The 11,990-nt window shown below is 71.8% G+C and carries 11 protein-coding genes; 5 read left to right on the top strand and 6 right to left on the bottom strand.

The window, feature by feature from the left end; translation table 11 throughout:
- Window positions 1-56 precede the first annotated feature (56 nt).
- Complete coding sequence (locus DNL27_RS09600) at window positions 57-770, bottom strand: hemolysin III family protein (protein ID WP_112235412.1); 714 nt, start codon at window positions 768-770, stop codon at window positions 57-59.
- 138 nt (window positions 771-908) lie between these two features.
- On the opposite strand from DNL27_RS09600, the gene DNL27_RS09595 reads away from it, so the two are divergent.
- Both DNL27_RS09595 and DNL27_RS09590 read left to right on the top strand, forming a co-directional pair.
- Window positions 909-1,670, top strand: a complete 762-nt coding sequence (locus DNL27_RS09595) for an isoprenyl transferase (RefSeq protein WP_058954615.1) — start codon at window positions 909-911, stop codon at window positions 1,668-1,670.
- A 182-nt stretch (window positions 1,671-1,852) separates the two neighbouring features.
- Window positions 1,853-3,373, top strand: coding sequence for a PhoH family protein (locus tag DNL27_RS09590; protein ID WP_239494330.1), 1,521 nt, complete (start codon window positions 1,853-1,855; stop codon window positions 3,371-3,373).
- A 133-nt stretch (window positions 3,374-3,506) separates the two neighbouring features.
- On the opposite strand, the gene DNL27_RS09585 is transcribed toward DNL27_RS09590, so the two are convergent.
- Complete coding sequence (locus DNL27_RS09585; RefSeq protein ID WP_112235411.1) at window positions 3,507-4,271, bottom strand: hypothetical protein; 765 nt, start codon at window positions 4,269-4,271, stop codon at window positions 3,507-3,509.
- 79 nt (window positions 4,272-4,350) lie between these two features.
- On the opposite strand from DNL27_RS09585, the gene DNL27_RS09580 reads away from it, so the two are divergent.
- The gene (locus DNL27_RS09580) at window positions 4,351-4,890 is read left to right on the top strand and encodes an A24 family peptidase (RefSeq protein WP_112235410.1); all 540 of its coding nucleotides are present in this window, start codon (window positions 4,351-4,353) and stop codon (window positions 4,888-4,890) included.
- Between the two features lie 29 nt (window positions 4,891-4,919).
- Window positions 4,920-5,387: an NUDIX domain-containing protein gene (locus DNL27_RS09575; RefSeq protein ID WP_112235409.1), complete on the top strand. Its 468-nt coding sequence runs from the start codon at window positions 4,920-4,922 to the stop codon at window positions 5,385-5,387.
- Between the two features lie 90 nt (window positions 5,388-5,477).
- Here the strand turns inward: DNL27_RS09575 and DNL27_RS09570 are convergent, their stop codons facing one another.
- The 4 genes from DNL27_RS09570 to DNL27_RS09555 all read right to left on the bottom strand — a co-directional run bounded on the left by DNL27_RS09570 (window position 5,478) and on the right by DNL27_RS09555 (window position 10,767).
- Window positions 5,478-7,220, bottom strand: coding sequence for a pyruvate dehydrogenase (locus tag DNL27_RS09570; protein ID WP_012398828.1), 1,743 nt, complete (start codon window positions 7,218-7,220; stop codon window positions 5,478-5,480).
- A 331-nt stretch (window positions 7,221-7,551) separates the two neighbouring features.
- A complete protein-coding gene (locus DNL27_RS09565; RefSeq protein WP_058954620.1) occupies window positions 7,552-8,958 on the bottom strand; it encodes a class II fumarate hydratase in 1,407 nt (468 codons plus the stop codon).
- 209 nt (window positions 8,959-9,167) lie between these two features.
- Complete coding sequence (locus tag DNL27_RS09560; protein WP_012398826.1) at window positions 9,168-9,812, bottom strand: carbonic anhydrase; 645 nt, start codon at window positions 9,810-9,812, stop codon at window positions 9,168-9,170.
- Window positions 9,813-9,963: 151 nt separating this feature from the next.
- On the bottom strand, window positions 9,964-10,767 hold the full coding sequence (locus tag DNL27_RS09555) for a DUF4245 domain-containing protein (RefSeq protein WP_239494329.1): 804 nt from the start codon (window positions 10,765-10,767) through the stop codon (window positions 9,964-9,966).
- 130 nt (window positions 10,768-10,897) lie between these two features.
- Between DNL27_RS09555 and glpX the strand changes: the two genes are divergently transcribed.
- Complete coding sequence (glpX, locus tag DNL27_RS09550) at window positions 10,898-11,905, top strand: class II fructose-bisphosphatase (RefSeq protein ID WP_041297395.1); 1,008 nt, start codon at window positions 10,898-10,900, stop codon at window positions 11,903-11,905.
- The last annotated feature ends 85 nt before the right edge of the window (window positions 11,906-11,990 follow it).

The raw sequence follows: 11,990 nt of genomic DNA, 5'->3' as shown, positions 1-11,990 counted from the left end.
GACGCTCCGAGCGGCGTCCGGACCGGTCGTGCGGGGGTCGCGCGTCCGGGGCCCGCTCACGAGGCGAACATGGCCAGCATGATCGAGATGTAGTGGCACACGAAGCCCACGATCGTGCACGCGTGGAAGACCTCGTGGAAGCTGAAGGTCGCGGGCAGCAGCCGGGGCCACTTGGTGGCGTAGAACACCGCGCCCGCGATGTAGGCGGCGCCGCCGCAGATCAGCAGGACCGTGGCCGGCACGTTGACCGCGAAGAACGCGGGCAGGTACAGCAGGGCCAGGCACCCCATGACCACGTAGAGCGGGGTGTAGAGCCAGCGCGGGGCCCCGAGCCAGAACACCCGGAAGACCACCAGCAGTGCCCCGAGGGACCAGATCACCGCGAGCAGCACCGTGGCCCGGCCGCTGGGCAGGAACGCCACCGCCAGGGGCGTGTACGTCCCCGCGATGATCAGCGCGATGTTCGAGTGGTCCATCCGGCGCAGCACCGCGTTCATGCGGGCACCCCAGTAGAAGCGGTGGTAGACCGCGGAGGTGCCGAAGAGCATCACCGCGGTGATCGTGTAGACCACGCACGCGAGCCGCAGCTGCACGGTGGGTGCGAGCACGATGGCCACCACCCCCATGGCGATGGCGAACGGGCTGAAACCGGCGTGGATCCAGCCCCGCCACGCGGGCTTCTTCTCCACCGTGAGCGGACCGCTGCGGGTGTGGCGCACCACCGTGGGTGGCGTGGCCGTCCTGGACGTGGTCGCGCGATCGTCTCGCATGATCGGTTCCCCTGCCTTCCGTGACTGCCCCGGCCGGGGCCGGGGCGATGAGGCGCTGCTGGATTGCGCTTGACCTACGGGTAGTTTAGAGGGTGTGAATCCGCGTTGGCCGAGTCGATCCAGGGGGTTTGGGCACCTGTGAAGCTCCCTCGTCTGCTGTACTCCTTCTACGAGCACCGCCTGGCTCGCACCCTGGACCCGCACGAGCTGCCGCACCACGTGGGCGTGCTCGTGGACGGCAACCGCCGGTGGGCCAAGCAGTTCGGCGCCACCACCGAGGAGGGCCACCGCGCCGGGGCCCGGAAGATCGTGGAGTTCCTGCGCTGGTGCCACGAGCTCGACATCCAGGTGGTCACCCTCTACGTGCTCTCCACCGAGAACCTCAACCGCCCGGCGGAGGAGCTCACGGCGCTGCTGGAGATCATCACGGACCTCATGCGCCAGCTCCAGGACGAGGGGCTGTGCCGCATCCAGGCCGTGGGTGCACTGGCCACGCTGCCCGAGGCCCTGCAGGAGCAGCTCGCGTGCAGCGTGCGCCGCACGGTCTCCAACCCCGGCCCGCACCTGAACATCGCCGTGGGTTACGGAGGGCGCCAGGAGATCGTGGACGCCGCCCGGGAGGTGCTCGCGGACGCGGACGCCCGCGGGGAGTCCCTCGCACAGGTGGCCCGCTCGCTGAGCGTCGAGGACATCTCCGAGCACCTCTACACCCGCGGCCAGCCGGATCCGGACCTGCTGATCCGCACCTCCGGTGAGCAGCGGCTCTCCGGGTTCCTCATGTGGCAGTCCGCGTACAGCGAGTTCTACTTCTGCGAGGCCCTGTGGCCGGACTTCCGCCGCGTGGACTTCCTGCGGGCGCTGCGCGACTACGCCCGCCGGCACCGGCGCTTCGGGGGCTGAGGGCGGAGACCTCACAGGGAGGCCCTCCGTTCACCCGGGTGCCCGGGCGAGGGCCGCGCGGTGGCGGATCCACGGGGGATGTTCACGCGGCGTTCACCGCGGGGGAGCCTGCACCTCGAACGGTGCTCCTAGCGTGGGCGGCGTCCGGCGACTGCCGGCGCGACCCGTGTGGAAAGGCCCCCATGAGCACCGAGACCCCCGTGGCACCCGTCCGCTGCACCACCGAGGCACCGGGCACGAGCCCCACCGACGCGGAGCCCGCGTCCTCCGCACCGGCGCACCCCGCCACGGAGCCCGGGCAGCCGGGGGAGGCAGCCGCGGGTGCGCCGGGAGCAGCGCGGACGGGGACGGGCGAGCGCACCGGCGGTGCAGCGTCGTCGTCAGGTGACGGTGCCGCGACGGGCGCCGGGACGAGCGTGCGCAGCTACGTGGTCGACACCTCCGTGCTGCTCTCGGACCCCCGTGCGCTGCTGCGCTTCGCCGAGCACACGGTGGTGGTGCCCCTGGTGGTGGTCACCGAGCTGGAGGCCAAGCGCCACGACCCCGACCTCGGGTACTTCGCCCGCGCGGCCCTGCGACTGCTGGACGAGCTGCGGGTGACCCACGGCGGGCTGGACCGCCCCCTCCCGCTGCCGGGCGGCGGGAGCCTCACGGTGGAGCTGAACCACGTGGCGGACACCGTGCTGCCCCAGAGCTTCCGGCTCAAGGACAACGACTCCCGCATCCTCTCCGTGGCCGCGAACCTCGCGCAGGAGGGCCACGACGTGTGCGTGGTCTCCAAGGACCTCCCGATGCGCGTCAAGGCCTCGGCCCTGGGACTCGCCGCGGACGAGTACCGCGCCGAGTGGCTGGGCGGTGACGACGGGTACACGGGCGTGGCCCAGCTGGACGTGCCCGACGGCGTCGTCTCCGAGCTCTATTTGGACGGGCGCACCGAGGTGCCCCGGGCCCGGGAGCTGCCCGTGAACACGGGGCTCGTGGTGCGCTCCACGGCCGGCAGCGCGCTCGAGCGCGTGCAGCGGGACGGTGCGGCACGCCTCGTGGCCGCGGACAAGGACGTGTTCGGGGTGCAGGGCCGCTCGGCCGAGCAGCGCCTGGCGATCGACCTGCTGCTGGACCCCTCCGTGGGCATCGTGTCCCTGGGTGGACGCGCGGGAACGGGCAAGTCCGCGCTCGCGCTGTGCGCCGGGCTCGACGCCGTTCTGGAACGCCGCGAACACCGCCGGATCATGGTGTTCCGCCCGCTCTACGCGGTGGGTGGCCAGGACCTCGGCTACCTGCCCGGCACCGAGGAGGAGAAGATGAACCCGTGGGGCCAGGCGGTCTTCGACACCCTCTCCGCCGTGGTCTCACCCGCGGTCGTGGACGACGTCGTGGCGCGCGGGATGCTCGAGGTGCTGCCCCTGACGCACATCCGCGGACGCTCGCTGCACGACGCGTGGGTGATCGTGGACGAGGCCCAGTCCCTCGAGCGCAACGTGCTGCTCACGGCGCTGTCCCGGATCGGGCAGAACTCCAAGGTGGTGCTCACCCACGACGTCGCCCAGCGGGACAACCTGCGGGTGGGCCGCCACGACGGCATCATGGCGGTGGTCGAGGCGCTCAAGGGCCAGCCGCTGTTCGGCCACGTGACCCTCACCCGCTCGGAGCGCTCGCCCATCGCCGCGCTCGTCACGGACGTCCTGGAGCGCCACGACGTGTGAGGCCGCCCGCGCACGCGCGGTCACGGCGGCGTCGGGCGGGGGACGACGCCGCCCGGTCCGGTGTGACGGGGCGGCGCACCCACGGCGTCCCCGCGGCGGCGGGATCGCACGTGGGACCGGAGGTGCCGTGCCGCTAAGAGGCGGCCACGGGCCAGGGGACGTGGCGCGAGACGTCCGTGAGGTCGAAGTCCTCGCGGGTGAAGAGGTCGTCCAGCATGTACTCGTCCACTCCCTCGACCACGAGCCGGTGGCCCTGCCCGGCGAGCGGTCCGCCGTGCACGCGGGAGGACACGCACACCCCGGTGGCGGTGTCCACGGTCAGACGCGTGGGGCCCGGTGCCAGCGGGTGCCCGGGTGTGACGGGTCGGTAGCGGGCGGTGGGATGCACAGTGGCGCACCACACGGGCCGTCCCGCGAACGTGTCCACCGCGACGTCCCGCAGCACCGCCGGGCGCTGCTCGGGCAGGTACGGGGGAGCGGGGGCGGACCCCGCGCACTCCACGGGGTCCAGGATCGCCTGCCAGCGGCCCCCGGCGAAGACCGGATCGCCGTAGGCGGCCTCCGGGCGGCGGGTCACGAGGGCGCGGTCGTCGTAGACGGGAGCCACCAGGGCCGGCGGCAGCAGCCACGAGCGGGGCGTGTCCGCCACGTAGAAGTCGTCCCGGGAGCGCTCCAAAGACGTGGTGGTGTACAGGGGCTCGCCGTCGAGGGTCTCGACCCGCAGGTCCGAGGGGCGGCGCAGCCACGCGCGCACCGGCTCGGCAGGCTCCGCAGCCCCCGTGCCCGTCCAGTGCAGCGTGAAGCGCAGGGTGTCCCAGCGCCACGGGGAGGAGCGGCACAGGGCCGCGAAGTCCTCGGCGGTGACGTGGGCAGGGCCGTTCTGCCAAGCGGCGGTCATGGCCCCAGTCTAGGGAACGCCCCTCCACAGGCCCCGCAACACGGGGCGCTCCCGGGCGGGCGACGCCTACGATGAGCACATGATGCAGCCCAACGCGGCGGGCATCGGGGGGTTCGTGGGGGATCACCTGCAGCAGGCGGCGTTCAGCGCGCAGCTCGCGGCGGTGATGTGCGCGCTGGCCGTTCTGGTGCTCGCGTGCTCCGGAGTGTGGCTCGCCGCCACCGACATCCGGGAGCACCGCCTGCCCGGAACCGTGGTCCGCCCGCTCTACCCGGTGACCGCGCTGCTGCTCGGTGCTGCCGCGCTGCTCGCCCACGACTCCGACCGGCTGTGGTGGATGCTGTGGGGGCTGGTGATCATGGGCGGGCTGTTCCTCGTGCTGCGGCTGCTGCACCCGGCGGGCATGGGGCTCGGGGACGTGCGCCTCGCCGGTGTGCTCGGAATTCTCACAGGGTTCTCCTCCGTGACGCACACGGTGCTGGCCCTGGCCGCCACGTTCGTGCTGGCCGGCCTGTTCTGCGCGGCGCTGCTGCTGGCTCGCGCCGCGGACGCAAGCAGCCGGATCCCCCTGGGGCCCTTCATGATCGTGGGAAGCTTGGGTGTCGTGGCATTCGCCTGACCACCCGCCCCGCCCCAGGAGACCGCACCATGGCAACACCGCAGTTCATCCAGAGCCTTCGCACCAGGATCGGCCACGAGCTGCTGTGGCTGCCGGGCTGTACCGCCGTGGTGCTGCACGAGGGCCGCGTGCTGCTCGGGCGGCGTGCGGACAACGGCAACTGGGGGCTCGTCACGGGCATCGTGGAACCGGGGGAGGACCCCGGTGTGGCCGCCCGCCGGGAGTGCCTCGAGGAGACCGGTGTGGAGATCACCGTGGACGCCCTGGTGCGGGTCAAGGCCGGAGACGTGGTGCACTTCCCCAACGGGGACCGCTGCCAGTTCCTGGACCACACCTTCCTGTGCAGCTACGTGGGCGGGGAGGCACGGGTCGCGGACGATGAGTCCCTCGAGGTGGGCTGGTACCCGGTGGACGCGCTGCCCGAGGTGCCCGAGCACCAGGCGCAGCGGCTGCGGGCCGCGCTGGATTTCACGGGGCGCACCGGCTTCGAGAGCTGAGCCCGCGCCCGGACACGCGACGACGCCGCGGGGGCGGCCCCGCGGCGTCGTCAGTGCATGGTCCGGACCGGGACGGACCGGGCCCGGCGATCAGCCGCGCGGGATGTTGCGCAGGTTGGAGCGGGCCATGGAGACGGCCTCGCCGGCGCCGCGGTTGAGCACGATGCGGGACATCGCGGTGGCGAAGCCGAAGACCTGGTCCTTCTTGATCTCCGGGGGGATGGACAGGGCGTTGGGGTCGGTGATGACCTCCACCACGGACGGGCCCTGGTGGGCGAGCGCGGTGGTGAACGCGGACTCGAGGTCCTTGGGCTTCTCCACCCGGATGCCCTGCATGCCCATGGCGGTGGCGATCTGCGCGTAGTTCGCCTGGGGCACGTCCACACCGAAGTCCGGCAGCCCGTCCACGAGCATCTCCAGCTTGACCATGCCCAGCGTGGAGTTGTTGAACACCACCACGGTCACGGGCAGGTTGTAGGTCGCCAGCGTCAGCAGCTCGCCCATCAGCATGGAGAGCCCGCCGTCGCCCGACATCGAGATGACCTGGCGGCCCGGTTCGGCCAGCTGCGCGCCGATCGCCTGCGGCAGGGCGTTGGCCATGGACCCGTGCAGGTAGGAGCCCAGGATGCGACGAGTGCCGAGCGGGTTGATGTAGCGGGCGCTCCACACGTTGCACATGCCGGTGTCCGCGGTGAACACGGCGTCCTCGGCGGCCACCTGGTCCAGGATGGACGCGGCGTACTCGGGGTGGATGGGCGTGATCTTCTCGACCTTGCGGGTGTACGCACCCACGGCCTTGTTCATGAGCTTGTCGTGCTTGGCCAGGGTCTTGTCGAGGAACGAGCGGTTGGACTTGACCGTGAGCTCGGGCAGCAGCTTGAGGATCGTGGACTTCACGTCACCGTGCACGGGGATGTCCACGCCGGTCCGGCGCCCGATCACGGTGGGATCGGTGTCCACCTGGATGGTGGTGACGTCCGGGAGGAACTGGTCGTACGGGAAGTCCGTGCCGAGCATGACCATCACGTCCGCGTCGTGCAGCCCCTCCGCCGCGGCGCCGTAGCCCAGCAGCCCGGTCATGCCCACGTCGAACGGGTTGTCGTACTGGATCTGGTCCTTGCCGCGCAGCGAGTGGCCCACGGGGGCCTTGAGGGTGTCCGCGAGGGCGATCACCTCGTCGTGGGCTCCTGCTACGCCGATGCCCGCGAAGATCGCGACCTTCTTGGCCGAGTTCAGAGCCTGCGCCATGCGCTCGACCGTCTCGTCGGAGGGGACGACGGCGCTCGGTGCCGGCACGGCGAACGGCCGGGCTTCCACGGCGGCGTCCGAGTCCGCGAGATCGCCCGGCAGCGTGACCACGGAGACGCCCGGGCTGGTCACGGCGAACTGGATCGCGGAGCTCACCACGGCGGGGCACTGCTGCGGGGTGCTCACCAGCTCCGAGTACACGGAGCACTCGGTGAAGATTCGGTCCGGGTGGGTCTCCTGGAAGTACTCGGAGCCGATGTACTGCGAGGGGATGTGGGAGGCGATCGCCAGCACGGGCGCACCGGAGCGGTTGGCGTCGTAGAGCCCGTTGATCAGGTGCAGGTTGCCCGGCCCGCACGAGCCCGCGCACACGGCGAGCTTGCCGGTCAGCTGAGCCTCGGCGCTCGCTGCGAACGCACCGGCCTCCTCGTGGCGCACGTGCACCCAGTCGATCCCACCCTTGGCGGAGCCGCCGGTGCGGCGCACGGCGTCCACGATGGGGTTCAGGCTGTCGCCCACCACGCCGTAGATGCGCTCCACACCTGCTTCCACGAGCTGCTGGACGATCTGCTCTGCAAGTTTCACACTGTCTCCTCGGGGGAACGGCCCGCCGCGGGAGCACCCGGGCGGGCATCGCGAATGTCTCTGCCATCCAGGGTAGCCCCGGGTCCTTGCGGCCGAAAAGATCTGTGGGCAACGGAACAGGCGCGCGTGGGACGTCCCACGAGGGCCCCGCAGCACCCAGGTCCCGCGCCGGACGGGCGGGGGCCGGGTGCGCGGACCCGGCCCCCGCGGCGTCGTCCGCGCGGTGCGAACCGGGACCGGCGCGCGGTCCCCGGGCCGGGAACGGAAGGACCCGGCCACCCTCGAGGGGAGGCCGGGTCCTGTCACGCGCGGGCGACGGTCAGTCGGTCGCTCAGTGGTTGCCCGTCATGGTGGTGACGTCCAGCGCCTTGTCGAGCTGCTCCTCGGTGAGCTTCTCGCCGTCCACGTAGCCGAGCTCGATGGTCGCCTCGCGCACGGTGACCTTGTTGGCCACGGCGTGCTTGGCGATCTTCGCGGCGGCCTCGTAGCCGATGGCCTTGTTCAGCGGGGTCACGATCGAGGGGGAGGCCTCGGCCAGGAAGCGGCAGCGCTCCTCGTTGGCCTGCAGCCCGTCCACCATCTTCTCCGCGGCCACGCGGGACGCGTTCGCGAGCAGGCGGATGGACTCGAGCAGGTTCGCGGCCATCACGGGGATGCCCACGTTGAGCTCGAACGCGCCGTTCGTGGAGGACAGCGCCACCGTGGTGTCGTTGCCGATCACCTGGGCGGCCACCTGGATGGTCGCCTCGCAGATCACGGGGTTGACCTTGCCCGGCATGATGGAGGAGCCCGGCTGCAGGTCGGGGATGTGCAGCTCACCCAGACCGGTGTTCGGCCCGGAACCCATCCAGCGGATGTCGTTCATGATCTTCATGTACGAGTACGCGATGTTGCGCAGCTGCCCGGAGGCCTCCACCAGACCGTCGCGGTTGGCCTGCGCCTCGAAGTGGTTGCGGGCCTCCGTGAGGGGCAGACCGGTCTCCTCGGAGAGCAGCTCGATCACGCGGGCGGAGAAGCCGTCCGGGGTGTTGATGCCGGTGCCCACGGCGGTGCCGCCCAGGGGGACCTCGGCCACGCGCGGCAGGGAGGCGTCGATGCGCTCGATGCCGTAGCGCACCTGTGCCGCCCAGCCGCCGAACTCCTGGCCCAGGGTCACGGGGGTTGCGTCCATGAGGTGGGTGCGCCCGGACTTCACGACGTCCTTGAACTCCGCGGCCTTCTTCTCCAGGGAGGTGGCGAGCACGTCCATGGCCGGCTTGAGGTCGTTGATCAGCGCGTTGGTCACGGCCACGTGCACGGACGTGGGGAACACGTCGTTGGAGGACTGCGAGGCGTTGACGTGGTCGTTCGGGTGGACCTCAACGCCGGCGGACTCCAGGGCCCGGGACGCGAGCGTGGCGAGCACCTCGTTGGTGTTCATGTTCGAGGAGGTGCCCGAACCGGTCTGGAACACGTCGATCGGGAAGTCGGCGTCGTACTCGCCGGAGGCCACGGCGTCCGCGGCGTCCCGGATGGCCTGTGCGCGCTGCGTGTCCAGCACACCCAGCTCCTCGTTGGCGGTGGCGGCGGCCTTCTTCACCTGGGCGAGCGCCTTGATGTGCTCGCGCTCCAGGGTGGTGCCGGAGATGGGGAAGTTCTCCACGGCGCGCTGCGTCTGCGCACGGTAGAGCGCGTTCTTGGGGACGCGCACCTCGCCCATGGTGTCGTGTTCGATGCGGTACTCGGTGTTTTCAGCCATGGCCCCAGTTTAGGCACCCGCGCCGCCGCGCGCCCGCCGCACCGGTGCCCGAACGGCCGCATGACGGACGACGACGCCGCCCGGGTGCCACCGCGCCGTCGCCCGCCCGCGTGCCGCCGTCAGGCGTGCTTGGGTTCCGTGCGCCGCCGTCCGGCGCGCCTGCGTTCCGGGTGCCGCCGGACGCGGTGCGCCCCGCCACCCCGGAGGGGCTAGCTGATCCGGGGGTCCTCGCTGTAGACGAGCTCGGCCTTGCCGTCCGCGAGGTGGTAGAACACGCCGATCACGGCGGCGTCCCCGCGGGCCACGGCCCCGGAGATCACGGTGGACTGGTCCAGCATCCGCGCCGCGGTCTGCTTGGTGTGCTCCACCACCATGTCCTGCAGGTCCGCGTCCCCGGCGCGCCGGGCCTGCAGGACGGACGGGGTGATGCGCTCCACGAGGTCGCGCTGGAAGCCGGTGGGCAGCTCGCCGGACTCCACGGCGTTGCGGGTGGCCGTCACGGCACCGCACGAGTCGTGACCGAGCACCATGATCAGGGGCGTGCCGAGCACGTCCACCGCGAACTCGAGGGAGCCCAGCACGGCGTTGTCGATGACCTGCCCGGCGGTGCGGATCACGAAGGCGTCCCCGAGGCCCAGGTCGAAGATGATCTCGGCGGCCAGCCGGGAGTCCGAGCAGCCGAAGATCACGGCGAACGGCTTCTGGGACTGCGCGAGGCTCTCGCGGCGCTGGGCGTCCTGGTGGGGGTGCAGCTTGTCCCCGGAGATGAAGCGGGCGTTGCCGGCCTGCAGGGCGTGCCACGCCTCCACCGGGGTGCGGGGGCTCTGGTCTGCGGTGGTGGTGTGAGTGCTCACGCTGGAACTCCAAGGGTGCTCGGCGGGTGGGGTGGTGCCACGCCGCTGCGGCGCGCGCCGGTTCCAGGGTAGACCCGCACCCGGATCACCGCGGGCGGCGCGGCACTGGATTCCGGGGAGCACCCGTGCACCCGGACCGCGGGAGAACGGTTCAGGAGTGGGCCAGGGCGGCCGCCACGTGCTCGAAGTCGGCCTCGGGGGCCTTGCCGGTGAGCACCACGGTGGAGTCCTTGAGGTCCGCGACCCACGCGGTGAACTCCTCCTGCTTGCCGTCCGCGTCCCGGTGGTGCTGGTGCCACGTGACACCGTCCACGGTCTTCTGTCCGGTCTGCGGGATGAGCTCGGTGCGCTGCGCGAGCCACGTGGGGTTGGACTCCGCGGTCTGGACCATGTCCACCAGGTGGTAGTCGGGGGAGAGGTAGCCCACGTTCCACAGGGGCACACCGTCCTGGGACGTGGCGGTCCACTTGGCGTAGTTGGCGCTCCAGTCGTCCCCGAGCTGCGGGTCCGCGGGCGTGAAAGAGGCCTGGTCCCCGGCGAACTTGGCCTCCTGGCTCACGTCCACGTCCGCGCGGTAGGGCTGGGCGTCCGGCTTGGGCTGCAGCCACAGGAACGGCAGCAGCAGCAGGAGCAGCACCACCATGGAGATCACCATGCCCCGGATGGGGGCGTTGAGCCGCGCGGCCTGCTTGCTGGTCAGCTGCGGGACGGGCTGCTCCTGCTCGCCGGGGTCCGCCGATGCGGGGCCCTCGGGTGCCGGTCCCTCGGCTGCGGGGCCCTCGGATGCCGGGGCCTCCGACGGTGGGCCCTCGGGCGCCGCGCCCGCGCCGTCGCCCAGGGGACGCCCGGGATCGAGCCGGGGTGCGGCGTCGTCGTCGGGGGAGCCCGCGTGCGCGGAACGGGGGTCGTCGGGGCCCGGGCCGGGGCGGGAAGCAGAGGAACTCACACGCTCCATTGTGCCGTGCCCGCGCGGACCGGCCCAACAGGGCGGGCCGGGGATATGCTGGGGACACCCGTGGTGGTGCCCCCGGGTCCCCGCAGCGGGCGGACCGGGGCACGGCCGAAACTCGAAGGTGAGGAACAACGTGGCAGAGACGACCCAACAGGGTTCGGGAAATGTGGCGGACCGGAACTTGGCACTGGAACTGGTGCGCGTCACGGAGGCCGCCGCGATCGCGGGCGGGCACTGGGTGGGCGCCGGGGACAAGAACCGGGCGGACGGCGCGGCGGTGGACGCCATGCGCTCGTTCCTCTCCACCGTGGACTTCAACGGCACCGTGGTGATCGGCGAGGGCGAGAAGGACGAAGCCCCCATGCTGTTCAACGGTGAACAGGTGGGCAGCGGTGCCGGACCGGCCTCGGACGTGGCCGTGGACCCCATCGACGGCACCCGGCTGACCGCGCTGGGCATGAACAACGCGCTCGCGGTGATCGCCGTGGCGGACGGCGGGTCCATGTTCGACCCCTCCGCCGTGTTCTACATGGACAAGCTCGTGGTGGGCCCCGAGGCCGCGGACATGGTGGACCTGCGCCTGCCCGTGAAGCAGAACATCCACCTGGTGGCCAAGGCCAAGGGCGTGAAGCCCAACCAGGTGACCGTGTGCGTGCTGGACCGCCCGCGCCACCAGGGCCTCGTGGAGGAGATCCGCGCCACCGGTGCGCGCACCCGCATGATCCTGGACGGGGACGTGGCCGGGGCGATCGCCGCGTGCCGCGAGGGCACCGGCGTGGACATCATGATGGGTATCGGCGGCACCCCGGAGGGCATCGTGACCGCGTGCGCCGTGAAGGCCACCGGCGGCGTGATCCAGGGCCGGCTGGCCCCCACGGACGAGGCCGAGCGGGAGAAGGCCGCCGAGGCCGGGCTGGACGTGGACCGCATCCTCACCACGGACGAGCTGGTCACCTCCGACAACTGCTTCTTCGCTGCCACCGGCATCACGGACGGGGACCTGCTGCGCGGCGTGCGCTACCGCGGCCGCACCATCACCACCCAGTCCATCGTGATGCGCTCGCACTCCGGCACGGTGCGCATGGTCGAGGCCGAGCACCTGGCCCGCAAGTGGGAGAAGTACGAGCGGCTCAACGGCTGAGCACCGCCCGTCCCGCCGCACACGAGCGCGCGTGTCCACCCCGTCCCGGGTGGGCACGCGCGTCCGTGTGCGGCCGCTATGCTGA

The organism is Kocuria sp. BT304, assembly GCF_003290245.1.
In the GTDB taxonomy this organism is placed as follows: Bacteria; Actinomycetota; Actinomycetes; order Actinomycetales; family Micrococcaceae; genus Kocuria; species Kocuria rhizophila_A.
Note: the sequence above shows the minus strand (reverse complement) of the source record. Positions and strands in the feature narration are given on the sequence as shown.